Annotated in this window: 24 protein-coding genes; 11 read left to right on the top strand and 13 right to left on the bottom strand. The window is 71.7% G+C overall.

Going from position 1 to position 23,777, the window contains the following annotated elements; all coding sequences use genetic code 11:
• The first annotated feature begins 6 nt into the window (after positions 1-6).
• The 3 genes from EXE57_RS00750 to EXE57_RS00740 all read left to right on the top strand — a co-directional run bounded on the left by EXE57_RS00750 (position 7) and on the right by EXE57_RS00740 (position 2,232).
• Positions 7-651, top strand: a complete 645-nt coding sequence (locus EXE57_RS00750; RefSeq protein WP_135073084.1) for a DJ-1/PfpI family protein — start codon at positions 7-9, stop codon at positions 649-651.
• A 43-nt stretch (positions 652-694) separates the two neighbouring features.
• Positions 695-1,696: an NAD(P)-dependent alcohol dehydrogenase gene (locus EXE57_RS00745; RefSeq protein ID WP_244246930.1), complete on the top strand. Its 1,002-nt coding sequence runs from the start codon at positions 695-697 to the stop codon at positions 1,694-1,696.
• Positions 1,697-2,013: 317 nt separating this feature from the next.
• Positions 2,014-2,232: a BTAD domain-containing putative transcriptional regulator gene (locus EXE57_RS00740; RefSeq protein ID WP_135073082.1), complete on the top strand. Its 219-nt coding sequence runs from the start codon at positions 2,014-2,016 to the stop codon at positions 2,230-2,232.
• Positions 2,233-2,536: 304 nt separating this feature from the next.
• On the opposite strand, the gene EXE57_RS00735 is transcribed toward EXE57_RS00740, so the two are convergent.
• The 3 genes from EXE57_RS00735 to EXE57_RS19535 form a co-directional block, all read right to left on the bottom strand.
• Positions 2,537-4,099 carry a M28 family metallopeptidase gene (locus EXE57_RS00735; RefSeq protein WP_135073080.1) on the bottom strand — a complete coding sequence of 521 codons (1,563 nt, stop codon included), beginning with the start codon at positions 4,097-4,099 and terminating at the stop codon, positions 2,537-2,539.
• Between the two features lie 662 nt (positions 4,100-4,761).
• Positions 4,762-5,712 carry a class II glutamine amidotransferase gene (locus EXE57_RS00730; protein WP_135073078.1) on the bottom strand — a complete coding sequence of 317 codons (951 nt, stop codon included), beginning with the start codon at positions 5,710-5,712 and terminating at the stop codon, positions 4,762-4,764.
• A gap of 1,113 nt (positions 5,713-6,825) precedes the next feature.
• Positions 6,826-8,034, bottom strand: coding sequence for a hypothetical protein (locus tag EXE57_RS19535; protein ID WP_167305770.1), 1,209 nt, complete (start codon positions 8,032-8,034; stop codon positions 6,826-6,828).
• Between the two features lie 238 nt (positions 8,035-8,272).
• On the opposite strand from EXE57_RS19535, the gene EXE57_RS00720 reads away from it, so the two are divergent.
• Positions 8,273-8,629 carry a hypothetical protein gene (locus EXE57_RS00720; protein ID WP_167305769.1) on the top strand — a complete coding sequence of 119 codons (357 nt, stop codon included), beginning with the start codon at positions 8,273-8,275 and terminating at the stop codon, positions 8,627-8,629.
• Positions 8,630-9,257: 628 nt separating this feature from the next.
• Here EXE57_RS00720 and EXE57_RS00715 read toward each other — a convergent pair.
• On the bottom strand, positions 9,258-10,388 hold the full coding sequence (locus EXE57_RS00715; RefSeq protein WP_135073076.1) for a class I SAM-dependent RNA methyltransferase: 1,131 nt from the start codon (positions 10,386-10,388) through the stop codon (positions 9,258-9,260).
• Complete coding sequence (locus EXE57_RS00710) at positions 10,385-12,436, bottom strand: APC family permease (protein ID WP_244246929.1); 2,052 nt, start codon at positions 12,434-12,436, stop codon at positions 10,385-10,387. The genes EXE57_RS00715 and EXE57_RS00710 overlap by 4 nt, the downstream gene beginning before the upstream one ends.
• 73 nt (positions 12,437-12,509) lie before the next feature.
• Between EXE57_RS00710 and EXE57_RS00705 the strand changes: the two genes are divergently transcribed.
• On the top strand, positions 12,510-13,172 hold the full coding sequence (locus EXE57_RS00705) for a potassium channel family protein (RefSeq protein WP_135073072.1): 663 nt from the start codon (positions 12,510-12,512) through the stop codon (positions 13,170-13,172).
• Between the two features lies 1 nt (position 13,173).
• On the top strand, positions 13,174-13,845 hold the full coding sequence (locus EXE57_RS00700; RefSeq protein WP_135073070.1) for a potassium channel family protein: 672 nt from the start codon (positions 13,174-13,176) through the stop codon (positions 13,843-13,845).
• Positions 13,846-13,855: 10 nt separating this feature from the next.
• Here the strand turns inward: EXE57_RS00700 and EXE57_RS00695 are convergent, their stop codons facing one another.
• The 4 genes from EXE57_RS00695 to dut are packed head-to-tail and all read right to left on the bottom strand — an operon-like array spanning position 13,856 to position 16,107.
• Complete coding sequence (locus EXE57_RS00695; protein WP_135073068.1) at positions 13,856-14,581, bottom strand: DUF3159 domain-containing protein; 726 nt, start codon at positions 14,579-14,581, stop codon at positions 13,856-13,858.
• Positions 14,578-14,943 carry an OB-fold nucleic acid binding domain-containing protein gene (locus EXE57_RS00690; RefSeq protein ID WP_135073066.1) on the bottom strand — a complete coding sequence of 122 codons (366 nt, stop codon included), beginning with the start codon at positions 14,941-14,943 and terminating at the stop codon, positions 14,578-14,580. The genes EXE57_RS00695 and EXE57_RS00690 overlap by 4 nt, the downstream gene beginning before the upstream one ends.
• Position 14,944: 1 nt before the next feature.
• Complete coding sequence (locus EXE57_RS00685) at positions 14,945-15,634, bottom strand: DUF3710 domain-containing protein (RefSeq protein WP_135073064.1); 690 nt, start codon at positions 15,632-15,634, stop codon at positions 14,945-14,947.
• Entirely contained in the window at positions 15,631-16,107 is a 477-nt protein-coding gene (gene dut / locus EXE57_RS00680; protein WP_135073062.1) for a dUTP diphosphatase, read from the bottom strand. Before dut ends, EXE57_RS00685 begins: the two co-directional genes overlap by 4 nt.
• 53 nt (positions 16,108-16,160) lie before the next feature.
• Here dut and EXE57_RS00675 point away from each other — a divergent pair, with 53 nt between their 5' ends.
• The gene (locus tag EXE57_RS00675) at positions 16,161-16,637 is read left to right on the top strand and encodes a DUF3093 domain-containing protein (protein ID WP_244246928.1); all 477 of its coding nucleotides are present in this window, start codon (positions 16,161-16,163) and stop codon (positions 16,635-16,637) included.
• A gap of 35 nt (positions 16,638-16,672) precedes the next feature.
• Positions 16,673-16,996 carry a DUF4235 domain-containing protein gene (locus EXE57_RS00670; RefSeq protein ID WP_135073058.1) on the top strand — a complete coding sequence of 108 codons (324 nt, stop codon included), beginning with the start codon at positions 16,673-16,675 and terminating at the stop codon, positions 16,994-16,996.
• Positions 16,997-17,070: 74 nt separating this feature from the next.
• Here the strand turns inward: EXE57_RS00670 and EXE57_RS00665 are convergent, their stop codons facing one another.
• The 3 genes from EXE57_RS00665 to EXE57_RS00655 all read right to left on the bottom strand — a co-directional run bounded on the left by EXE57_RS00665 (position 17,071) and on the right by EXE57_RS00655 (position 19,423).
• Positions 17,071-17,361, bottom strand: a complete 291-nt coding sequence (locus EXE57_RS00665; RefSeq protein ID WP_135073056.1) for a DUF4193 domain-containing protein — start codon at positions 17,359-17,361, stop codon at positions 17,071-17,073.
• A 143-nt stretch (positions 17,362-17,504) separates the two neighbouring features.
• Complete coding sequence (locus EXE57_RS00660; RefSeq protein ID WP_135073054.1) at positions 17,505-18,338, bottom strand: inositol monophosphatase family protein; 834 nt, start codon at positions 18,336-18,338, stop codon at positions 17,505-17,507.
• Entirely contained in the window at positions 18,335-19,423 is a 1,089-nt protein-coding gene (locus EXE57_RS00655; RefSeq protein WP_135073052.1) for a ferrochelatase, read from the bottom strand. The genes EXE57_RS00660 and EXE57_RS00655 overlap by 4 nt, the downstream gene beginning before the upstream one ends.
• A 68-nt stretch (positions 19,424-19,491) precedes the next feature.
• On the opposite strand from EXE57_RS00655, the gene EXE57_RS00650 reads away from it, so the two are divergent.
• Both EXE57_RS00650 and EXE57_RS00645 read left to right on the top strand, forming a co-directional pair.
• On the top strand, positions 19,492-20,703 hold the full coding sequence (locus EXE57_RS00650; RefSeq protein ID WP_135073050.1) for an MFS transporter: 1,212 nt from the start codon (positions 19,492-19,494) through the stop codon (positions 20,701-20,703).
• A 10-nt stretch (positions 20,704-20,713) separates the two neighbouring features.
• Positions 20,714-22,015 (top strand): D-arabinono-1,4-lactone oxidase, encoded by a 1,302-nt coding sequence (locus EXE57_RS00645; protein WP_135073048.1) that lies wholly within the window; start codon positions 20,714-20,716, stop codon positions 22,013-22,015.
• Between the two features lie 22 nt (positions 22,016-22,037).
• Here EXE57_RS00645 and EXE57_RS00640 read toward each other — a convergent pair whose 3' ends face one another.
• Positions 22,038-22,661, bottom strand: coding sequence for a trimeric intracellular cation channel family protein (locus EXE57_RS00640; RefSeq protein ID WP_135073047.1), 624 nt, complete (start codon positions 22,659-22,661; stop codon positions 22,038-22,040).
• 104 nt (positions 22,662-22,765) lie between these two features.
• Here EXE57_RS00640 and sepH point away from each other — a divergent pair, with 104 nt between their 5' ends.
• The gene (sepH, locus tag EXE57_RS00635; RefSeq protein WP_135073045.1) at positions 22,766-23,722 is read left to right on the top strand and encodes a septation protein SepH; all 957 of its coding nucleotides are present in this window, start codon (positions 22,766-22,768) and stop codon (positions 23,720-23,722) included.
• The last annotated feature ends 55 nt before the right edge of the window (positions 23,723-23,777 follow it).

Raw genomic sequence — 23,777 nt, 5'->3', positions numbered from 1 at the left:
GGCCCCATGCACCCCCAGTCCCCCACTGACCCCGCCCACGACCGACCCACGCGGTTGGCGCCGCGTCGGCAGATCGGCGTCCTCGTCTTCGACGGGGTGGAGGAGCTGGACGCCGTCGGCCCGTGGGAGGTCCTCTCCCATTGGACCCAGACCTTTCCCGAGGACGGCTGGGACGCCTTCTGCCTGTCGGCCGACGGGGCGCCCGTCGTCGGTGCGAAGTCCCTCGTGCTGGGGGCGCACCACTCGTTCGACGACGCTCCGCCACTCGACGTACTCATCCACCCGGGCGGGCCCGGCACCAGGCCGATGCTCCTGGACCCCGACCACCTCGGATGGGTCCGCAGCCTCCGGGACTCGGTGCCCCTGATGTCCTCGGTCTGCACCGGAAGCCTCGTCTACGCGGCCGCCGGCCTGCTGACGGGCCGTCGGGCCACCACCCACTGGGCGTCCCTGAACCTGCTGTCCGAGCTCGACCCCACGATCATCACTGACGTCGCAGCACGCTTCGTCGACGACGGCGACCTCATCACCAGCGCCGGCGTCAGCGCCGGCATCGACATGGCCCTGCACCTCGTGGCGCGGCTCACCGACGTCGAGCGTGCCCGCGAGGTCCGTCGCTACATCCAGTACGACCCCATGCCCCCGATCTGATCCCCCACCCCCGTCTGCACACCCGACAAGAAGGACACGCTCCATGAATCACGAAGCCACCGCCACGTCGACCGACGCCATGCGGGCCGTCACCCAGACCCGCTATGGCAACTCCGAGGTGCTGCGACTCGCGCAGGTGCCTCGCCCCGTCGTCCGGGACGACCAGGTGCTGATCCGCGTGCACGCCGCCGGGCTCGACCGCGGCACCGAGCACCTGTTGACCGGCAGGCCGTACGCCGTGCGCCTCGCCTCTGGCATCCGCCGACCGAAGAACCCAGTGCCCGGCCGCGACGTCGCCGGGACCGTCGTGGACGTCGGTGCGAACGTGACACGCTTCTCCCCCGGCGACCAGGTCTACGGGGTCGCGCCCGGATCCTTCGCGGAGTTCGCCGTCACCGGCGAGAACCGGTTGGCGCACAAGCCGGCCGGCCTGTCCTTCGCGGAGGCCTCCGTCATCCCGATCTCGGCGGGCACCGCCCTTCAGGCACTCACCGACGCAGGCAAGGTCCAGCCCGGCCAGTCCGTGCTGATCACCGGCGCCTCAGGCGGCGTCGGCAGCTACGCGGTGCAGCTGGCCGCCAGCCTGGGCGCCGACGTGACCGGCGTGTGCAGCAGCGCCAAGCTCGACCACGTCGCCGCCCTCGGCGCCCACCACGTCATCGACTACAGCCGCGACGACTGGGCCGACGGCACGCGCCGCTACGACCTGATCCTCGACATTGCCGGTAACCCGCCCGTGGGTCGGCTGCGTCGTGCCCTGACGCCGCGCGGGACGGCTGTCTTCGTCGGCGGCGAGAGCAGCGGCGTCATCACGGGTATGCGTCGACAGGTCGGCGGAGCGCTGCTCTCCCCCTTCATCGGCCAACGCCTCGTCCTGCTGCTGGCTCGTGAACGCTGCACCGACTACGAACGGCTCGCCCGGCTCGTCGAGTCCGGCCAGCTCATGCCTGCCCTGGACCGCTGCTACCCGCTCGAGCGTGCGGCCTACGCGGTGCAGCGCCTTGAGAACGGGGCCATCCGCGGCAAGGTCGCCATCACGATGTGACCGCACCAGCGGGTGCCCGAGATCGAGCTCCCGGGCCGGCCGGTGCGCGCTCCGGTGCAGGTCGCCTTCGCCGCCAGGGTCGGGCATCGCGTGGCATGGGTGTGGTGGCACTCCCGGATCACACTGCCCCTGACCTGCACGCATACCCGAGTCGCGACCGGGCCGCGACACGTCCTCGAGGTCCCCGACGTCACCCCGCCAGGCCGACCAGAGGGCGCGACCGCCGAGCCACACCAGGTAGAGCACCCCGATGGCCCGGATGACGGTGAACACGGTCACCGATACCGCGACGACCGCACCCAGACCGGCGACGACGCATGTACGCCCGGGCCATCGACCTGACATGCGCGGCGATTCGGATCGAACCGCTCTACGAGCCCGCCCATGCGGCGCTGATTTCCGCGCACCTGCTGGAAGGCAGCCGGCCGGCCGCCCTGCGCCAGTTCCACGTCTACGAGAGGCTGCTCGCCGAGGAGCTCGGGCTACCGCCCTCGGAGCAGCTGCTCGAGCTCGTTCTCCCGCTCAGGACGGCCTGACTGAACCCCACGGCCGCGCCGACCTGCCGCACGCGCCGCCCGTTTCGTTGCGAGCTGCAGCAGTCGCAACAGCGCCGTGGCGGCGGTGCCGCAAAGGACCGCGAGCAGCATCGGCGCCCGGGGCCCTCGGGCGAGGCCGGCGACGGCGACGCCGAGCACCTGCTGCCAGTTCCGCTCGCACGGAGTCCGTGAGAGCAGTCCCGGCCGCTGGTTCGAACCGAGCCGGGAACACTGGCGGCAGCGCACACCGGGGGCGCCCCCGCCCACGGGCGGGGGCGCCGGGGCGCCGCCCCGCCCGCGTCGCTCAGTGGCCGGTCAGCGCCGCCGGCTCGGGCACGTCGTCGTGACCCGGCGGAGTGTTGAAGTTGCCCTTGCCGCGCTCGCCGTTCACGGCCTGGGTGCTCTGGGCCAGCGTGATCGTCGCGTGGGCCGCTGCGTCGCTCATCTGGTCGAGGGCCTCCAGGCTGAGGTTGTCGATGTCGTCGCAGCCGAGGTGGTAGCACGGGTCGTACTGCTCCCCCGCGGTTCCGCCGTAGATCTCCGCCTGCGCGTCGGTCTTGATTCCCTCGGCGCCGGTGAACAGGCCGCCGGCCGGGATCCCCGCCTCGATGAACGGGCCGTAGTCGGACCGGCCACTGAACTCGGTCGGCTCGGAGGCCAGGCCCCGGGAGTCGAACCAGTCGACGAAGATCTCCTCGATCGCCGCCGACCCCTCCGGTGCGCCGCTGGGCGGCGGCACGGAGTCGGACAGGTCACCGTCGTAGACGAACCGGACGAAGTTGGGCGAGCCGACCATGTCGAAGTTCAGCATCGCGGCGATCCGGTCGAGCTCCTCCTCGCTCAGGCTGTCGACGTACGCCTCGGACCCGAGCAGCCCGGACTCCTCGGCGGCGAACCACAGGAAGCGCACCTTGTTCCGAGGCTTGACCTTCTGCATCTGCTCGGCGATCTCGAGGATCGAGGCGGAGCCCGACCCGTTGTCGTTGATGCCCGGGCCGACCCCGACGCTGTCCAGGTGCGCGCCGACGGCGATCACGTTGTCGGGGTCGCCGGTGGGCGTCTCCGCGATCACGTTTCGCGTGGTGTACGTGCCGGGTCGCCAATCGATACGGAACCGGGCCTCCCTGCCCGTGTCACCATCGGCGACTCCATCTACCAGCGTGGTGGCGGCCTCCAGGGTGATCGCAGCGGTGGGGATGTCGACGCCGTCGAAGTTGAACCAGACCGTGCCGCTGTCCCCCGGGACGGCGCTGATGAACGCCATCGCCCCCGCGCCCGAGTCCTGCGCATTGAAGATCTTGGTCGCGACTCCGCAATTGCCACGCTGCACCACCACGATCGCGCCATCGGGCACGCCGTCGAAGTCGGACACCTCACACCCGGACGTCGTGGTCGTCGGGTCCTCGAGCGCCAGGTCGATCGCCCACACCGGCGCCGTGATGTCGGTTCCGTAAGGTGTGGTCTTGTACATGCTGCCGAAGTCGCCGCCGGGCTGCGCACCGGCGATGCCGGGCACCAGTGCCGGACCACCCTCCACCGCGAGGATCGGCGCCTGCCAGTCGGCGAGGAAGTCGAGCTGGTAGTCGAAGTCCTGATATGCGACGTCGTACCCGGCCGCCGCGAGCCGGTCATGGACGTACTCCGCGGAGTCCTCGTAGCCCGCGTTGCCCGACAGCCGGTTGCCGCCACCCCACCCGTCGGCGATCGCCTGGAACGCCTGCTCGTGCTCGAGGATGCCGCCGACCGTCACCGCCCGGGTGAGCTTCGCGGAGTTGTTGTTGTTCGACGGAGGCTGCGAGACCGCTGGCAGGCTCGCGGCCAGGACGACCGCTCCGGCGCCGATGATCCCGACAAGTGGACGCTTCATGTTCTCCCCCAACCGCGGCCCGGCGACCAGTTCGGCACCGGGCCGGCCGCAGCGTCCCGGTGCCTCATCGTGACGCCCGTGCACTGTGACGTCAATCACATCCAGGCGAGGTCAGCACGCCCCGTGCGGAAGGTTCTCACCACGTGGAGGCGTCGCGCGAAGGTGCACAGTGCGGCCGAGGGCGGGATCGGGATTCCAGGTCACGCCAAAGTCGTCGGATGTGCACTCCGGTCATGGCGGGTGCGCTCAGGGCGATGTCAGCGCGTCCTTTCGCCGCATGCACGGCCGAGTTCCTGGCCCGAATGATGCCCGCGGTGATCCCCGCCTCCAACACGGCCAGCGCTGCCCACAGCGGGCGCCGCCGATCGCTTCCTGGACCTCCCACGCGCCGGAGTGCATAGGCGGAAGCGCCACAGGACCCGGCCAGTGAGAGCCGGTAGACGACAGGGTGATCGGCGAAGAACCGGCCAGGTCCATCTGCGGCCACTCGCGCATCGAAGACGGGCATGTCGTCCCTCGCGTGTGAGCGAACAGGTCAGCCTCCAGCATGCCGTGCGCTGCCGAGTGTGCAGAAGCATCACCCGGCACCGCCGTGCGTCCAACCGTCGCTTGTGGGCGCGTAGGCATGGGCGGCAACGCCCGACTGCTGACGTCGGGCGCGCCTAGACCGATAACCTGCTGACGGTCCTGGTGACCTGCCCGCCCGTGTTCTCGAGGAACACGATCTCGCCGAACTCGACGTACGACCAGCCCTCGGCGTCGTCCGTCAGGGCCTCGGAGGCGAAGATGGCGGCCGTCGCCTCGTCCTCGTCGCACGCCTCGAAGTCGTAGGTGGTGTCGTCGCTCGGGACGTGGCTACCCATCAGCATGTACATCGGCTCCAGGAGCATCGAGAGGGCGAAGTCGTCCGTGCCCGGGCCGGACTCCCGCAGCTTCTTCCAGTCGCCGACCGGGTTGGTCTCGCCCTGGTGCCCGAGACCGACGTTGACCCCGATGATCCGATTCGGCGACACCAGGGCCAGCTTCAGCTTGGTCAGGGCAGGGAGGTCGAGGTCCTTCATTGCCTGGGCAATGTGTCCGACCATCGCCTCGATCGCGCGTTGGACGTCCTGGTCGCTGTCGCCGTCGAGCAGGGAGAGCAGGAGCACGTAGAGGAATTCCGTGTCCGTCGAGCCCCGCATCTGCTTCAGGTATCTGTCCTCGCAGTGCCGCAGCAACTCCCTTTGCAGGAGCATCCAGTTCGGCAGGTCGCCGTTCTGGGCCATGATCCAGGGGGTCTCGTCGAAGGAGAAGGGGTGGCAGTTCTCGTCGACCAGGACGGTCGACGAGTTGTACAGGGCTGCCCGCACATGGGCAAGCATCGTGCTCGCCTGGAGGCTCGGGATGATGCCGTCGGCGTTGTCGTCGTAGAAGGCCGCCATGGGCCGGCGGTAGATGAATGGGGCCTCCGGCTCGAGCAGGTGCTCGCTCCAGGCACCGAATCCCCAGCCTGCCAGCTGGAGATCTGGGTAGTGCTCAGGGTCGAGGGCCTGGTTGACCAGACTGTTCGACGGTGTGAGCAGCAGGCTCTCGAGCGGGGCTTCGGGTCCGATGTAGGCGAGTACTCGGCACATGCATTTCCTTCACTGACGAGCTGACATGCCGCGGTCGGCGTCCACGAGCGTCGCCACCCTACGGGTGAGGTGCTCGTGGGGGAGACCCCGACAACGTCCGGGGGTGGCCCCTCCTCGGCGATCCGGTGCCTGCTCGACGCAGCGCGTCCCGCCCTGGAGTGGCGCATGCAAGCAGCGGCCGTTGCGGTCGCCGAGCCGAGCGAGCGGGCGTGAGTGCTCGACGAAGTGCGCTCGAGCCGTCGCCTCGCCATTCTCTTGACCACCGAGCGGCCGCAAACCTCGATGGCCCACGAGCCACCAGGCCCCGCCTGAAATGTCGGGACCACCCAAGGCCGCGGGCACGTCGTCCTGCGATCCGCCGGAACAGAATGGTTGAGCGTCCGTGATCCGCGTCAATCCGCCGCGACTGCACTCCCCCACGAGGCTGGATAGCGGCCCCCGGTGCAGCGCCCGCTCCGCGGCCTCAAAGCGAGCCATCAGGGCCTCAAAGTGAGCCTCAAGGCCAGACTTCGGCTTTGGACCTGCTGCGCGGGAATCGCATCACCGCAGGTCAGAGCAGCTCTTCGTGAGCAAAGCGACGCATTCGACGTGATGCGTCATCGGGAACAGACACATGGCGCTGAGCGTGATCGCGACTGATTGCGATCCATTGCGGCCGCCGGGGAGAAAGTGACCGCTGACCTGCGACGATACAGATATGGGCGTGCCAGCGACGGCCCGCCGCTGCGGCCCTTTGCGAATCAAAGCGAGTCCAATCCGAGCCCTCGTGTCAGCGGTCACCGACGCTCGCAAACAACTACGGCCCTCCCTGCCGCGCGGCGCGGGTAGACTGGGAACCAGTCCGATCACACGAACTCAAGACGTGCTCGATGACAGTTCTTCCAGTCGGATGGCGAGCGATCACGAAGTCCCCGGCCATGGCTACCGACCCGCAGCCACGGCCTGTACGCCGATCCCGTGCGTCCGGAGGACCTCGGCCTGTCCGTCGATCACCGTCCACTCCTTCGCCCGACGCTCGCGGAGGTCGGGCAATCCCAGCCACGGGGCAGCCTGCTCCGTTGGCACTTGCGGAACCACGATGATCGCTCAGGTCTCCGTCGCTCGGTTGGGTGCTCAGAAGCCGAGCAGCTTGCCGAGGGCCGAGAAGAGTGCGTTGAACGCCTTGACGATGGGGTTGGTGGGGCCGCGGTCGCTCGACTTCTGCCAGAAATACGGGTACGGGCCGGTGAACTCGTCGTCGACCAGTGGCGTGCTGCCCCAGAAGTACGGCCAGAACACCTCGGTGCGGCTCACGCCGACCGACAGGCGGGAGTCGAAGCCCATCACCAGGTTCTGCTCCATCTTCATGGGCCGATCGCCGGGGCTGGTCGCCTCGACGTTGCCGCTGCCCTGGACGATGAGGCTGCCGGTGCCGACGAACATGATGTAGCGCACCTGCCACGTCGCGAGGGCGGCGACGCCCCACCGCCACCGTGTCTCCAGTTCCGGTGTGCCTATGACGCCGACGAGGTGCCTCGGATGCATCACCAGACCGGGGTGGTCGGCGAAGTCGATGCGCATCAGGTAAGAGTCCGGGTCGTCAGGCGTCGCCAGCGTCGCCTCGGTGCCTTCCTCGTCGCCGATAACCCGGCTCAGCCCGTAGAGTCCGGCCGCAAAGCTGATGAACGGTGCGGTCCAGTCATAGAGCAGTCGGCCCTTAACCGTGCCGCGCACCGGCCGGAGGTGCTGCGACCGCACAGAGAGCACCTGGCCCGGGGCCAGGCTGAGCGTCAGGGTCCGCTCGGCCGGACCGGCGTGGAGGCTGGCGGCGCCGTGCTCGGACGCAGCTGTCAGGCGGATCCGCTTGTGCGTCGCCGTGACCAGCGGCATCAGCAGGACGTAGCTGACGATGCGCACGACCGGAGGAAGGAAGATGGCGAGCAGGGCGATCCCGAGGAGCCATCTCCAGACCTTGTCCCACTGGTCGACGAGCCACCCCGGCCCGGACTCCTGGGCCTCCCGCAGGTCGCCCTCCTCGGCCTTCGCCTGATCGATCCTCTGCTCGACCTCGGCCAGCTGGTCCTCCACCTCCTCGACCGCCTCCTCTGCGGCCTTGCAGGCGTTCCCGGGCATGGGCTTCGCCAGGAGGTTCTCCCAGAAGCCGCAGATCTCATCGCGACGCTTGATCTCGGCCTTCTTCAGCTCCTCCAACTCGGCCTTGAGAGCGAGTTGCTCCTCGCTCACCACCTCTAGCCGCTCCCTTTGTGCCACGGCCTCCTGGAAAGCCGGGACCACTGCCCGAACGGCCAGGTAGCCGAGGAACAGGACGACCAGCATCAGCACCAGGAACCCGAGCTTCCGCAGGAGGAAGCCGACGACGCTCAGGACCAGATGCACGCGCGGGATCCTAGTTGCGTGCCGCGGCTGAGATCGCAGAACGACTCGAACGCGCTCGAGGCGATGGGCAGGTGAGGCTCGGCTCCAATCCCTCGCGCGACGTGGCCCCTGGGGCGTCGCGTCCCGCTCACCTGAGAAGCACCCGCCGCAGGGTCTTCCTGAGCAGTTTCACCGTGCGCTCCGCGTGCGACCGTTCGTGCTCGCAGGCGTCCCGCTCTCCGAGTCGTGCCGCACGCGGTCGCGCGCCTGCCGCCAGGGGATCTCCTGCGCCTCGTTCCACGTGATCAGCTCGGTGAATGCGGAGAAGCGCAAGGGACCCAAGAGCGTCGACCTCCCGGACATCGTCGAGATGCTCGTCGCCACAGGCATGCGCATCGGCGAGCTGCTGGCCCTGCGATGGTCCGACATCGAACTGACCCCCGCCGCCCGCGCGACCGCGATTCTGCGCGTACTCACGCCTTCGAGTGCGCCTGACGTGCGGATTGCCACAATTCCGATCAGGCGGCGGGTCGGCGCAAGGCGAGCCCAAAGCGAGCCATAAGACGCCACCAGTCGGATTGTCGGAGGCAAATTGCGTAATCGCGAACCACGTCATGGAGGTCAGAGCTGCTTTTCTCAAGCAGCCCCACACATTCGACGTGGTGCGTGAAGACCCAAATGATCCTGAGCGTGACCTCGATCCTTTGCGATCGGCCGCGATCATGAGCCCAAACTAGCCGCTGACCTGCGGCGATGCCGTATGAGGCCTGTAGCGGCATCAGCACACCGCGGCGGGCCATTGCGATTCAAAGCGAGCCCAATCCGAGCCCTCGTGGCAGCCGGCTCCGACGGTCGCAAGCGACCGCAGCCTCATGTTCCGCCGCAGCTGCGGCATCGGCTCCGGCTACGCACACATGATCAGACAGCCCAGGAAGTCCGAGCCCGCGATCTAAGGCCGCCACCGGAAGAAGTCGAACAATTGCCAGGCGGCCCACAGCCTCCCCGCGCCTCTTGGCGGTGACACGGGTCGTCCGGCCCCAGCCCCTTTCGCCGCGACTGCACTCCCCCACGAGGCTGGATAGCGGCCCCCGGCGCAGCGCCCGCTCCGCGGCCTCGAAGCGAGCCATCAGGGCCTCAAAGTGAGCCTCAAGGCCAGACTTCGGCTTTCGACCTGCTGCGCGGGAATCGCATCACCGCAGGTCAGGACCGGTTTTGGTGAGCAAAGCGACGCATTCGACGTGATGCGTCATCGGGAACAGGTCGAAGGCCCGCAGCGTCCTGAGCCCGTAGCCGTGCTCGGCGAAGATCGCGACGTCCCGGGCGAGCGCAGCTGGGTCGCAGGCGACGTACGCGACGGCGCGGGGCGCCCGGTCGACGACCTGCTCGACCACCGCGCGCCGAGCTCCCTCGCGGGGTGGGTCGAGCACCACCAGGTCGAACGGCTCGTCGTACGCCGTGGCCAGCACCCGGTCGACGGGGCCGGTCGCGACCTCGACGCGGTCGCCGAGGTTGAGCCGGGCATGCCGGCAGGCCTCGCGGTCGGCCTCGACGGCCACCGCACGCGGTCCCGGGCCGGCGGCCTCGGCGAGGAATGCGGCGAAGAGGCCCACGCCGGCGTAGAGGTCGAGCACCGACTCCCCCGGCTGCGGCGCCAGCAGGTCGAGGACCGTCGCCACCAGCACCTCGGGCGCTCCCGGGTGGACCTGCCAGAAGCCGCCGTCGGCGACCGAGAAGGCCCGCCCGCGCACCTCGTGCCGCGGCGGCTCCGCCGACTCCAGGAGGCACTCGTCGACCGGCACGACCTCGTGGGACCGGTGCTTGCGCATCCCGATCCGACCGTCGGGGAGCGCGACGTAGCGCTGGCGGGTGCGCCAGTGCAGGCCCTGGTCGTCGCCCGGGACGGCCTCCACGTCGACGTCCACCTCGAGCCGCGCGAGCCGGGCGAGCTGCTCCCGGACGACAGCGGCCTTCAGGTCCCGCTGCGCCGGCAGCGCGACGTGCTGGAAGTCGCAGCCACCGCACGCGTCCGGTCCGGCGTAGGGGCACGGGGCGTCGACCCGGTCCGGCGAGGCGGTCAGGACCGCGACCGCATCGGCGCGCCAGAACCGATCACCCTCGGTGCCCTCGGTGACCACGATCTCGACGGACTCGCCGGGCAGCGCGTGCCGGACGAAGACGACGCGTCCGTCCTCACCGGAGTCGCCGTCGGCGACCCGGGCGACGCAGTGGCCGCCGTGCGCGACGCCACCCACCTCGACGGTGAAGCGCTCCCCCACCCGCGACCGGCCGCGGGCGCGGCGGGCGCGGGGGTGGCGGCTCACCGGTGCACCTGGCGGTCCGAGCCCGTCCGGTCCACGACGTTGCCTCGCCGCAGGTCGCCCGGACGGCTGCGGGCGTCCTCCCGGCCCGCACGCTCGCGCGCGATGGCCGAGGAGCGCAGCTGGTAGGGCACCGAGATCACCATCACGCCCGGGGCGAACAGCAGCCGGCCCTTGAGCCGGAGCGCCGTCTGGTTGTGGAGCAGCTGCTCCCACCAGCGGCCGACGACGTACTCGGGGATGTAGACGGCCACCACGCCCCGCGGGTTGGCCGCGCGGATCTCCTGGGCGTAGTCGACGATCGGGCGCACGATCTCGCGGTAGGGAGAGTGCAGCACCTTGAGGGGTACGCCGAGGTTGCGCTCGTCCCACTCCGAGAGCATCCGGCTGGTGGCCGCGCCGTCAACGGAGACGTAGACGCCCTCGAGGACGTTGGGCCGGGACGCCTTGGCGAAGGCGAGCGCCCGCAGCGTCGGCTTGTGCAGCTTGCCGACGAGCACGATCGCGTGCACCCGGGTGGGCAGCACCTTGTCGTCCTCGTCGGCGGCGAGCTCGAGGGAGACGTTGCGGTAGTGCTTGCTGATCGCCTGCATGATCACGAAGAAGATGCCCATGGCCAGGATCGCGATCCAGGCGCCGGCGAGGAACTTCGTCACCAGCACCACGACGAGGACCACGCTGGTGAACGAGAGCCCGATCGCGTTGATCAGCCGGGAGCGCTGCATGTGCCGCCGGGCGTTGGCGTCCTTCACGGTCCGCAGGTGGCGCGTCCAGTGCCGGATCATGCCGAGCTGGCTGAGGTTGAAGGACACGAAGACGCCGACGATGTAGAGCTGGATCAGCCGGGTCACCTGCGCGTCGAAGGCCCAGATCAGCGCGATCGCCATCACCGCGAGGAACACGATGCCGTTGCTGTAGGCGAGCCGGTCGCCGCGCGAGGCCAGCGCCCGCGGGGCGAGGCCGTCCTCGGCGAGGATCGAGCCGAGGACGGGGAAGCCGTTGAAGGCGGTGTTGGCGGCGAGCACGAGGATCACGCCGGTCACGACCACCACGAGGTAGTAGCCCGGGGGGAAGCCGCTGAACAGCGCCTGCGCGATCTGGGCGATCACGGTGTCCTGGTTGTAGCTCGCCGCCACCGGCGTGCCGTCGGCGTTCAGCAGGCGGTCGAGCTCGTGGGGGTCGACGTAGCGCAGCCCCATCTGACGGGCGAGCGTGATGACGCTCATCATCATCGCGATCGCGACGAGCGCGAGCAGGAGCAGCGTGGTCGCGGCGTTGCGGCTCTTGGGCTTGCGGAACGCCGGCACGCCGTTGGAGATCGCCTCGACACCGGTGAGCGCGGCACAGCCGGACGAGAAGGCGCGGGCGAGCATGAACATCAGCGCCAGTGTCGTCAGCTCGCCCTCGTAGCCGGGCGCCGCCTCGATCTGCAGGGAGGCGCTCTCGACCTCGGGCAGCTGCCCGAGCAGCAGCAGCAGCATGCCGTAGCCGCACATCGAGAGCATCGCCCCGATGAAGAGGTACGTCGGGATCGCGAAGAACGTGCCCGACTCGCGGATGCCCCGCAGGTTCATCGCCGCCAGCAGGACGACCAGCCCGATGGCGAAGGTGGCCTCGTGGTCGTGCAGGAAGGGGATGGCCGCCGCGGCGTACTGGGCGCCGGAGGAGATCGACACCGCCACCGTCAGGACGTAGTCGACCAGCAGCGCGCTCGCGACGGTGACGCCGGCGGTCCGGCCGAGGTTCTCGGTCGCCACCTCGTAGTCGCCACCACCGCTGGGGTAGGCGTGCACCGTCTGGCGGTACGACGCGATCACGGCCGCCATCACCAGCGCGACGGCGATGCCGATCTTCCACGAGAACGTGTAGGCCGAGGCGCCCGCGATCGAGAGCATGATGAAGACCTCGTCCGGGGCGTACGCCACCGACGACAGCGCGTCGCTGGCGAAGACCGGGAACGCCACCTTCTTGGGCAGCAACGTCTCACCCAGCTGCGAGCTGCGCAGCCTCTGCCCAAGCAGGATCCGCTTGGATACGTCGCCGACACCCACGAGCGGAAAGGCTAGACCCTGCCGGGCCGCGGCGGGCCATCGACGCCCGAACGGCTGGGATACGGTGTGCAGCGTGCACGTCGTGATCATGGGCTGCGGCCGCGTCGGCTCGACGCTCGCCCGCAGTCTCGAGGACCGCAACCACACCGTCTCGATCATCGACAGCGAGCCCGACTCCTTCCGCCGGCTCGGCCCGTCCTTCAACGGTGACAAGGTCACCGGGTACGGCTTCGACCAGGAGGTCCTGCAGAAGGCGGGGATCCGGCGGGCCGAGGCCTTCGCCGCGGTCTCCAGCGGCGACAACTCCAACATCATCGCCGCGCGCGTCGCCCGGGAGACCTTCGGGATCGAGAAGGTCGTCGCCCGGATCTACGACCCCGGGCGCGCCGAGGTCTACCAGCGGCTCGGCATCACCACCGTCGCGACCGTGAAGTGGACCGCCGACCAGGTGCTGCGCCGGATGCTGCCCGCCGGCGCCGAGCCCGACTTCCGCGACCCCTCCGGCACGATCAGGGTCGACCACGTCCCGGCCCCCGAGGCCTGGATCGGTCACCGCACCGTGCAGTTCCAGGAGCAGGCCAAGTCCCGCATCGCGTGGATCGACCGCCTCGGGGAGGGCATGCTGCCCACCCGCGACTCGGTCATCCAGGAGGGCGACCTCCTCCACCTGGTGATCCGCGAGGAGAACGCCGCCCACGCCTACTCCGTCCTCGACGACGGCCCCGAGGAGCAGTGAGATGCGCGTCGCCATCGCCGGAGCCGGGGCCGTCGGCCGTTCCATCGCCCGGGAGCTGATCACCAACGGCCACCAGGTCCTCCTCATCGACAAGAAGCCCTCGGCCATCCGGCCCGAGCGCGTCCCCGACGCGGAGTGGCTGCTCGCCGACTCCTGCGAACTCTCCTCCCTCGAGGAGGCGCAGCTCGACCGGTGCGACGTGGTCATCGCCGCCACCGGCGACGACAAGGCCAACCTGGTCACCTCGCTGCTCGCCAAGACCGAGTTCGGCGTCCCTCGCACCGTCGGCCGGGTCAACCACCCCAACAACGAGTGGCTCTTCAGCGAGGCCTGGGGCGTCGACGTCAACGTCTCGACCCCGCGGATCATGTCCGCGCTGGTGGAGGAGGCGGTCACGATCGGCGACCTGGTGCGGCTGTTCACCTTCCGCCAGGGCAACGCCAACCTCGTCGAGCTGACGCTGCCCGAGGACTCGCCGTACGTCGGCAAGCCGGCCGGGCTGATCCCGTTCCCCGAGAACTGCGCGCTGGTGACGATCCTGCGCGACGGCCAGGTCTACGTGCCGAGCCAGGACCAGCCGCTGGAGTCCGGGGACGAGCTGCTCTTCGTGGTGAGCGCCGACAAGGAGGAGGAGCTCGAGCGGCTGCTCGCGCCCTCCCTCCACGGAGGCTGAGGCCGCACGATCAGGTCGAGGCCGGGCGCGACTCGATCGGCGTGTGGTTGCGGGCGAGCAGCCAGACCATGGCCGCGAGCGCGGCCAGCTGCAGCGGCCAACCCAGCCCGACCTTGAGGATGCCGAGCACCGCGACGGCGGTGTCGGCCTCCATCGTGCCGGAGCGGCCGGCGAGGTAGACCGGCGCCTGGGCGGCGACCCGCACGATGCACGGCAGCACCAGCAGCCAGGTCAGGCGCGTGGTCAGCCGGACCACCTGCTTGTCGTCGTGCCAGGCGGTGGGGTCACCGGTGACGCTGCCGACCATGAAGCCGACCAGCGGCCAGCCCACCAGGCAGGTGAGGGCGAGCACGACGGCGTAGCCGGAGTTGTAGAGGATCCCGGGCAGGAAGTACGCGAGGGCCTGCTCGTCCTCGCTGGCACCGCCGCGCGCCGACATCGACACGAACAGCCAGCCGATGCCGATGCCGACGAGCGCGTTGACGACGAACTGGACGGTGGAGCGCTGCACGAGCCGGACCACGAGCATCAGCAGGGCCGCGGCCACGCTCACCACGAGCGCCGTCTGCAGCTCGCGGGTCGTGATCCAGAGCACCGTGAAGACGATGGTGGGGACCGCGGCCTCGACCATGCCGCGGCGACCGCCCAGGGCCTTGGCCAGCTGGCCGCGGACCACCTGCTCGACGGTCTGCACGTCCGGGTGGGGGCGCGTCTGGTCGCCCTGCTGGCCGCTCATGGCAGCAGCTCGTAGCGCGGGTTGTAGATCACCCGTGCGCCGTCGTGGACCCCGATCCGCCCGCGCACGCGCAACGACCTGCCGGGCGCGATGCCGGCGATCCGCCGGCGGCCGAGCCAGATCAGGGTCAGCACGGCCGAGCCGTCGAACAGCTCCGCCTCGAGCGCGGGGACGCCGCCGCGCGGACGGAGCGTGACGGTGCGCAGCACGCCGCGGACGGTCACGAGCTGGCGGTCCGGGGCCTCCTCGATGGCGAGCTCGCCTGAGGCACGCTGGTCGCGCTGCAGCTCCCGGGCGTGGAGCTCCGAGCTGCTCGCCGACCACCGGCTCAGGCTGCGCCGCAGCCGCCCTGCGGCGTCCATGTCAGGTCGATCCACCGTCGGGGCCGGGGGCCGCGGCACCGGAGCCGGGCTGGGCCGGCGGCGGGGTCACGCGTCGCGCCTGCTCGGGCAGCACGATCGGGAGCGGGTCGCCGACGGGCATCGCACCCTCACCCCGGCGTACGGCGACGCCGGTGAGCGCCTCCTCCCACGTGGCGGCGCTCTCGGGGTCGACCGCGGGCTTGCCGAGGAAGGTGGCGCGCAGCATCCAGCGGGAGCCGTTGATGCCGATGATCCGCGAGGGCTGCTGCCCGGTCCGGCCGTCGGGCGCCTTGACCGAGAGCTGGCAGGCCAGCTCGGTGCCGAACGGGCCGTCCTGCTCGGTCGCGGTGCCGCCCCGCCGAGCCATGTCGGCGGCGAGCTGCGGGCGCACCTGGCTCCAGAGGTCACCGTTGCGGGGAGCGGAGAAGGCGCGCAGCTCCAGGGCCCCCTCGGGGCCGGCGAGCACCACGGCCTGCACCTGCTGGGTGCGCTCGTCGACCTGGATCCGCAGCTCGCGGCCCGGGGTCGGCGGGATCAGCAGCGAGCCGAGGTCGACCCGCTCCACGCCGTCTCCCTCGACGTCCGCGGCGTCGTACGGACCCGGGGCCGCCGGCTCGGGCGCCGCCGTCGCGTCCGTCGTGGCACCCGGTTCCTCCGGTGCCTCGGACCGGGACTTGCGACGAAACTTCACGACTCCTCCGACGGGTCTGGCTGGGATGAGAACCCTCCGGTAGAACCGTAGCCCCCGGCCCCTCGGACGGAGTCGGGGAGTCGGTCGACCTCGACGAACCGGGCACGCTCGAACCGCTGGACGACCAGCTGGGCGACACGGTCCCCGCGCCGGAGCTCGACCGGCTCGACCGGGTCGTGGTTGACGAGCAGCACCTTGACCTCGCCGCGGTAGCCGGCATCGATCGTGCCGGGCGTGTTGACGATCGAGAGCCCGTGACGGGCCGCCAGCCCGGAGCGCGGGTGGACGAGGGCGACGTACCCGTCGGGCAGCGCGAGCGCCACGCCGGTCGGCACCATCGCCCGCTCCCCCGGCTGCAACGTCACGTCGACCGCCGTCACCAGGTCGGCGCCCGCGTCGCCGGGGTGGGCGTACGCCGGGGCGGGCAGGTCGGGATCGAGCCGGAGCAGCTGGACGTCGAGATCGTGGGGCACGGGGCGTGACCCTACCTCCAGCGCGCCACCGCCCGGCTCCTACGATGCACCCCGTGGAGAACGGCACTGACACCCACTACTCCGAGCGGCTCGCCGTGCCGCTGCGGTGGTGGGTGCAAGGGACGATGCTGGTGGCGAGCCTGTGGCTGGCCGTCGTCGTCGCGCTGCCCGAGGCGCTCGCCTGGGCGATCAGCGGCGCCGCGATGGCGCTGCTGGTGGTGCTGCTGCTGGCGTACGGCTCCGCACGCATCGTCGTCGGCGACGGCGAGCTGCGCGTGGGTCGCGCCCGGATCGAGGCCCGGCACCTCGGCGGGGCCAGCGCCCTCGACGCCGATGCCACCCGCCGGCAGGCCGGGGTCGACGCGGACGCCCGCGCCTACCTGCTGCTGCGGCCCTACCTCAAGCGCTCGGTCCGGGTGGACGTCACCGACGACGCCGACCCGGCGCCGTACTGGCTGGTCAGCACCCGGCACCCCGAGCAGCTCGCGGGCGCGCTCTCCGCGATGACGAGGTCCACCCCGGCGGGGTGAACCCGGGCGCCCCACCGTGCCCTAGGGTCGGGAACATGGCAAAGGGTTCTGACAGCTCCAAGGTCTGGTCGGCGTTCTCGCTGGTCGCGGTGCTCGGCGCCGCCGCCGTCGCGAAGAAGGCCCTCAACACCTCGTGGAAGGCGGCGACGGGCAAGACCCCGCCGGCCAACCCTGCCGATCCCGACGTCGACATGAAGGAGGCCGTCGCGTGGGCGGTCGTCAGCGGCGCCCTGATCGGGCTGGCCAGGATGTACGCCGCCCGGCGGGCGGCCGGCTACTACGCCAAGTCGACGGGCCACCTGCCGCCCGAGCTGAAGGCGGACCGGCAGGACCCGGACGCGGAGACCCCCACGACCTGAGCGGGATCCCCGGCGGCCGCGCCCGGACAGGCGCGGCCGGTCAGCGCGCGATCACGCGCGCTCCGTGACGGCGCTCAGGCGCAGTCGGTGCAGATCATGCGGCGCTCGTCCTCGAGCTGGCTGCGGTGGCGCACCAGGAAGCAGCTCATGCAGGTGAACTCGTCCTCCTGCTTGGGCTTCACCTCGACGGCCAGCTCCTCGTGGGAGAGGTCGGCTCCGGGCAGCTCGAACGACTCGGCGGCCTCGGCCTCGTCCTCGTCCACCTTGCCGGAGTTCTTGTCGTGGCGACGCGCCTTGAGCTCTTCGATGCTCTCCTCGGACTGGTCCTCTTCGTTCTTGCGAGGCGCGTCATAGTCAGTCGCCATATTCGTGTCTCCACTCCCCTCGCGCCGCGCCCCTGTCCGCGGCATGCGTACGTGTCTCGTCGGCGGGCCAGATTGTGCACCATCCGTCCAAGCCGGTGCACACCGGATTCCGACGCGTGGGCTGAACCCGGGTGACGTCGGTGCTATTCCCGCTCGTCGGCCACGAATCCGCACTCGGTGAGCAGGCTCACGAAGTCGTCCCAGCCGTCCGCCGGGGCCGCCGTCACGAGGGTGCGTCCGGGGTGGCCCAGGAGCTCGGTCGCGAGGGTCCCGGGGAGCAGCTCGAAGCGCGCACCCGCCTCGGTCGCGACCAGCGAGCCGGCGGCGTGGTCCCACGGGTTGGGGCCCTCCTCGACGTACCCGTCGGCACTCCCCTCGGCCACGTGGCACAGGTCGAGGGCGCAGGACCCCATCCGCCGGATGTCCCGCACCCGCGGCAGCATCCGGGCGACCCGCTCGGCCTGTCCGGCCCGGACGTCGGTGCGGTAGCCGAAGCCCGTCAGCACCAGCCGCTCGGCCACCGGGGGCGCCGGACGCACCCGCAGCGGCACCCCGTCGCGGGTCGCGCCCAGGCCGCGGGCGGCCGCGTACTCGACGCCCGTGGCGGCGTTGACGACGGCGCCGGCCACCACCTCCCCGGCGACCTCGGCCGCGATCGAGACGGCGTACTCCGGGAGGCCGTAGAGGAAGTTGACGGTGCCGTCGACGGGGTCGACGACCCACCTGACGTCGCTGGTCCCGACCAGGTCGTCGCCCTCCTCGCCCAGGACCGAGTCGTCGGGCCGGGCCGCCAGGAGCAGCCGGCGGACCAGCTCCTCGCTGTCGCGGTCGGTGTCGGTGACGACGTCGACGGTGCTGGACTTGGTGTCGGCGACGAGGACCTCGCCACGGCTGCGCTCGCGCACCAGCGCGGCCGCCTGCCGGGCGACGTCGAGGGCCAGGTCGCGCAGCGCCTCGGGCGTGGCGGCGACGCTCATACGGACAGCCCGCCGACGGTGGGCCGGTCGGCGCGGGGGTTGGGGCAGCAGGTCCGCGGGCACCGGTCGTGCGACGCCGGCATCCGGCCGACCGTACGCCGCCTCGGCGCCTCGCCCCGCTCGGCGGCGGCCCGCTCGACCAGCAGGTCCCGGACCAGGGAGACGAAGCGGGGGTCCACCCCGGGGGTCGCCGCACGGGCCGCGGCCAGGCCGAGCTTGTCGGCGGTCGCGAGCGCCTCGGTGTCGAGGTCGTAGATGACCTCCATGTGGTCGGAGACGAACCCGAGCGGCACGATCACCACGCCGGCGGCCCCCTGGCCGGAGAGCCGCTCGAGGTGGTCGTTGACGTCCGGCTCCAGCCACGGCACCGACGGCGGTCCGGACCGCGAGCAGTAGACGAGGTCGTGGGCGGGCCGGTGGCCGGTCTCCTGGCGGACGCGCTCGACGACCTCGGCCATCGCGGCCTCGTGCTGGGCGACGTAGGCACCGCCCTCGGGCCCGCTCCCGTCGTTCATCGCGTCGGGCACCGAGTGGGTGACGAAGACCAGCCGGGCCGCCTCGCGGACGTGGTCGGGCAGCTCGGCCAGCGCGGCCAGGGTGGCGTCGACGACCGGCTCCACGAAGCCCGGGTGGTTGAAGTAGTGGCGCAGCCGGTCCAGCTGCGGCGCGCCCTCGACGCCCGCCGACGCCTCGGCGAGGTCCTCGCGGTACTGCCGGCAGCCGGAGTACGACGAGTAGGCGCTCGTCACGAAGCAGGCCGCCCGGGTCACCCCGTCGGCCGCCATCTCGCGCAGCGTGTCGGCGAGGTAGGGGTCCCAGTTGCGGTTCCCCCAGTAGACCGGCAGGTCGATCCCCGCGCCGGCGAGGTCCTCACGGATCGCCGCGAGCAGCGCGCGGTTCTGGTCGTTGATCGGCGACCGGCCGCCGAACTGGAAGTAGTGCTCCCCGACCTCGGCGAGCCGCTCGCGCGGGATGTTCTTGCCCCGGGTGACGTTCTCGAGGAACGGGATGACGTCGTCAGGCTGCTCGGGTCCGCCGAACGACACCAGCAGCAGCGCGTCGTACGGGCTCACGTCGGGACTCATGGACCCCATCGTAGGAAGCGTCGCCGAGTGGGAGGCCGGCCGTCCTCGGTCGTACGCTCACGAGCGCCATGCTCTCGACGTACCGCCGGATCCTCAGCGTCCCCGGAGGCCTGCGCTTCTCGGCCGCCGGGATGGTCGGCCGGCTGCCCATCTCGATGATGGGGCTGGGCATCGTGCTGCTGGTCCAGGCCGCCACCGGTTCCTACGGTCTGGCGGGATCGGTGGCGGCGGCCTACGTCGTGGCGAACGCGGTGTTCGCGGTCGTGCAGGGCCGGTTGCTCGACCGGCTCGGCCAGGCGCGGGTGCTGGTCCCCGTCGTCCTGGTCTTCGCCGCCGCCGCGATCGCGCTCGTGGTCTCGGTCCAGGCCGGCTGGCCCCGCTGGACGTCGTGGCTGCTGGCCGCGGTCGCCGGCGCCGGGCTGCCGACCGCCGGTACCTGTGTCCGGGCCCGCTGGTCCTACGCCCTCCGCGGGCGACCGCGTGACCTCCAGACCGCGTTCGCGCTGGAGGCCGTGGTCGACGAGAGCGTCTTCATCCTCGGGCCGATCCTGGTGACCGTCCTCGCCACGGCGGTGCACCCCGTCGCCGGCCTCGCCACCGCCGTCGGCACCGGCCTGCTCGGCACCCTGGCGCTCGCGGTCCAGCGCGGCACCGAGCCACCCCCGGCCCCACCCCGCGACCCGGCCGTGGCGCACCAGCCGCTCCCCTGGCGGACGCTGGTGCCGCTGCTGGTCGTGCAGCTGGCGCTCGGCACCCTCTTCGGGGCGGCCGAGGTGGTCACCGTCGCGTTCGCCGACGAGCAGGGCAGCCAGGCGTACGCCGGCCCGCTGCTCGCGGTGTGGGCGCTCGGCAGCCTGCTCGCCGGGCTGGTCACGGGGGCGATCACCTGGCGACGCGGACCGGACGTGCGGGTCCGGGTCGGCGCCGTCGGGATGTTCGTGGCCATGGCGCCGCTGGCGTTCATCGGCTCCGTCCCCCTCATGGGCCTGGCCCTCCTGGTCGGCGGCTGCGCGATCGCCCCCACCCTGATCGCGTCGACGTCGCTCACCGAGCAGGTGGTGTCACCGGGGCGGCTCACCGAGGGGATGGCGCTGCTCCACACGGGCATCGTCGCCGGCGTGGCGCCGGGTGCGACCGCCGCCGGCTTCGTGGTGGACCACGCCGGCGCGAGCGCTGCGTACCTGGTGCCGCTGGGCGCGGGGGCGGTCGCCGCCGTCGCGGCGCAGCTGCTCCCGCGCCGGGCGCAGGAACGGTCCCCCGTCACCGCCCTCGACCAGTAGCCTCGGGCCCGTGGAGTGGCGCAACTGGTCCGGACTCGCGTCCGCCACCCCGCGCGAGGCCTACGCGCCGCGCACCACCGACGACGTCCGTACCGCCGTCACCGCCGTCCGGGCGGCCGGGTCCACGGTCAAGATGGTCGGCACCGGCCACAGCTTCACCGCGATCGCGGCGCCCGAGGACGTGCTGCTGCTGCCGACCGCCCTCACCGGCATCGTCGGGGTCGACCGCGAGGCGATGACGGTGACGGCCCGTGCGGGCACGCCGCTCCACGTCCTCAACGACGAGCTCGCCCGCCTCGGGCTCTCCCTGCACAACATGGGCGACATCGCCGAGCAGACGGTCGCCGGAGCCGTGTCGACCGGCACCCACGGCTCCGGCGGGCGGGTCGCGTCGCTCTCGGCCCAGCTGCGCGGTCTCGAGCTGGTGACGGGGACCGGTGAGCTGCTCCGGGCCTCGGCGACGGAGAACGCCGACGTCCTGGAGCTCGGCAGGATCGGGCTCGGGGCGCTGGGGGTCCTCACCACGGTCACCTTCGCCGTCGAGCCCGCCTTCCTGCTGCGGGCCCACGAGCGGCCGCTGGGCTGGGAGGAGTGCCTGGCGGGCTTCGAGGAGCTGGCCGCCGCGCACGACCACGTCGACGCGTACTGGTTCCCCCACACCGACCTGATGCAGGTCAAGACCAACGACCGGCTCGCCGTGCCGGTCGAGCAGGCCGAGCCGCTCCCCCGCTGGCGGGCGTGGCTGGACGACGACTTCCTCGCCAACACGCTCTTCGCGGGCCTGGTGCGGACGGGCCGCGCCGCGCCGCGCACCATCGCGCCGATCAACCGGTTCGCCGCCCGGGCGCTCAGCGAGCGCAGCTACATCGACGTGTCCCACCGGGTCTTCACGACTCCGCGCCGGGTCCGCTTCCGTGAGATGGAGTACGCCGTGCCCCGCGAGGCCGGCATGGCCGCGCTGCGGGAGGTCCGGCGCGCGGTGGAGGCCTCCGACTGGCGCATCGGCTTCCCTGTCGAGATCCGGGTGGTGCCCGCCGACGACGTGCCGCTGTCGCCGGCGTACGGACGCGACTCGGTCTACCTCGCCGTCCACACCCCGGCCCGTACCGACCACCTGCCCTACTTCACCGGGGTGGAGCAGATCCTGCGCGACCACGGCGGCCGCCCCCACTGGGGCAAGCTGCACACCCTCGGGCGCGAGGACCTCGCGCTGCTCCACCCGCGCTACGCCGACTTCCTCGCGCTGCGCGACCGGCTCGACCCCGACCGGGTGTTCGCGAACGGGCACCTGCGGCGCGTGCTCGGGGAGTGAGCGGGCCGGCAACGACGCAGGCTCAGACGCTGGCCGGACCCGACGGCAGCGGTGCCTGCCACTGCCGCCACATCGCGAGCAGCCGCCAGACCAGGCAGACCCCGCCTCCCAGCAGGGTGCTGACCAGGACCGGGAGGTCGAGCTCGGCCCCGGCGACCGCGATCGCAGCGCCGGCCAGCGCGGGTGTGGCGTAGAGCTCGCCGCGGAACACCACCGGGACCCGGCCGGTGAGCACGTCGCGGAGCATCCCGCCGCCGATGCCGGTGACCATGCCCATCAGCGCCGACGGGACCGGGCCGAGCCCCAGCTCGAGCGCCTTGAGGGCACCGGTGACGCAGAACAGCGCCAGGCCGAAGGCGTCGAAGACCGACACCTGCCGCTCCACCCTCCCGACCGCCGGGTGGAACCAGAAGGTGAGCAGCCCGGCCGCGACCGGGACCATCAGGTAGCGCCAGTCGGCGAGCGCCGCCGGGGGCGTCGCGTCGATCAGCACGTCGCGCAGGAAGCCCCCTCCGAGACCCGTCGCCCCCGCCAGCACGAGCACCCCGAAGACGTCGAGCTCCTTGCGCACCGCGACCAGCCCGCCGGAGATCGCGAAGACGAAGATGCCGGCGAGGTCGAGCACGACGAGGGTGGGCGAGGACACGGCCGGAGGTTACCGGGGCGCGCCGGTGCGGTGAGCCCGGCGTACCCCACCGCTGGCGTAGGCTCGCTCCATCCGGACGACGACCAGGAAGAGCGACACCACCCATGGCCCACCTCACGCTCGCAGGACTGAGCGATGACGGGAAGCGCCTGCTCCTGGTCAGCGACAAGGGCGTGGAGTTCACCCTCGACGCCGACGACCGCCTCCGGGCCGCCCTCCGGGGTGACCACGCACGACTCGGCCAGTTGGAGATCAAGATGGACAGCGCCCTCCGCCCCCGCGACATCCAGGCTCGGATCCGGTCCGGCGAGACCCCCGAAGCGGTGGCCGAGGCCGCGCAGACGACCGTCGACAAGATCATGCCCTTCGCCGCGCCCGTGATGGCCGAGCGCCAGCACGTCGCCGACCGCGCCCAGCGCTCCTCCGTACGCCGCAGCGGCCAGGCCGGCGGCGCCCGCACCCTCGGCGACGCGGTCGCCGCTCACCTCCGGGGCGCCAACGTCGACCCCGACTCCGTGGAGTGGGACGCCGCCCGGCGCGAGGACGGCCGCTGGAACCTCACCGCGGAGTTCTCCACGATCGCCCGCAGCGGCGTCGCCCGGTTCACCTTCGACGCCCCCGGCAACTACGTCGTGGCCGACAACGACGACGCCGGCTGGCTGCTCGGCGAGGTCCGCGCCGCACCTGCCCCGACCGCGGCCGCACCGGCCGGGAACGACCTCGCGCGGGCCCGCGCCCGGCGGCTCTCCGTCGCCGGCGAGGCCGAGCTCCCCCTCGGCGACGACGCCATCTCGCTGGTCAGCGACGAGGACGCGCCCATCGGCTCGGAGCAGCCGGTCGAGGCCTACCTCGACGACGACCGACCCACCACCGAGACGCCCGCGGTCCGCGACGAGCCCGCCACGGACGCCGTCGCCGAGCTCGACGAGGCAGAGCAGGCCGAGACCGACTCCGAGGACCCCTCCCGCGGTCCGGCCCCGCGCAAGCCCGCCAAGAAGCGTGGCCGCGCCTCGGTGCCGAGCTGGGACGAGATCATGTTCGGCGGCGGCAAGTCCGACTGACCGCCGAGATGGGCCCCCGCAACGTGTGAGCTGGGCGTCTGCACCACGTGACGGG

The organism is Nocardioides euryhalodurans, from assembly GCF_004564375.1.
GTDB lineage: Bacteria > Actinomycetota > Actinomycetes > Propionibacteriales > Nocardioidaceae > Nocardioides > Nocardioides euryhalodurans.
The sequence above is the reverse complement of the archived record's forward strand: the minus strand, read 5'-3'. Positions and strand labels throughout refer to the sequence as shown.

Coding starts and splice junctions, on each gene's coding strand:
- EXE57_RS00750 (WP_135073084.1), top strand. CDS start 7: ATGCACCCCCAGTCCCCCACTGACCCCGCCCACGACCGACCCACGCGG.
- EXE57_RS00745 (WP_244246930.1), top strand. CDS start 695: ATGAATCACGAAGCCACCGCCACGTCGACCGACGCCATGCGGGCCGTC.
- EXE57_RS00740 (WP_135073082.1), top strand. CDS start 2,014: ATGTACGCCCGGGCCATCGACCTGACATGCGCGGCGATTCGGATCGAA.
- EXE57_RS00735 (WP_135073080.1), bottom strand. CDS start 4,099: ATGAAGCGTCCACTTGTCGGGATCATCGGCGCCGGAGCGGTCGTCCTG.
- EXE57_RS00730 (WP_135073078.1), bottom strand. CDS start 5,712: ATGTGCCGAGTACTCGCCTACATCGGACCCGAAGCCCCGCTCGAGAGC.
- EXE57_RS00700 (WP_135073070.1), top strand. CDS start 13,174: ATGCGCGTCGCCATCGCCGGAGCCGGGGCCGTCGGCCGTTCCATCGCC.
- EXE57_RS00695 (WP_135073068.1), bottom strand. CDS start 14,581: ATGAGCGGCCAGCAGGGCGACCAGACGCGCCCCCACCCGGACGTGCAG.
- EXE57_RS00690 (WP_135073066.1), bottom strand. CDS start 14,943: ATGGACGCCGCAGGGCGGCTGCGGCGCAGCCTGAGCCGGTGGTCGGCG.
- EXE57_RS00670 (WP_135073058.1), top strand. CDS start 16,673: ATGGCAAAGGGTTCTGACAGCTCCAAGGTCTGGTCGGCGTTCTCGCTG.
- EXE57_RS00665 (WP_135073056.1), bottom strand. CDS start 17,361: ATGGCGACTGACTATGACGCGCCTCGCAAGAACGAAGAGGACCAGTCC.
- EXE57_RS00660 (WP_135073054.1), bottom strand. CDS start 18,338: ATGAGCGTCGCCGCCACGCCCGAGGCGCTGCGCGACCTGGCCCTCGAC.
- EXE57_RS00655 (WP_135073052.1), bottom strand. CDS start 19,423: ATGAGTCCCGACGTGAGCCCGTACGACGCGCTGCTGCTGGTGTCGTTC.
- EXE57_RS00650 (WP_135073050.1), top strand. CDS start 19,492: ATGCTCTCGACGTACCGCCGGATCCTCAGCGTCCCCGGAGGCCTGCGC.
- sepH (WP_135073045.1), top strand. CDS start 22,766: ATGGCCCACCTCACGCTCGCAGGACTGAGCGATGACGGGAAGCGCCTG.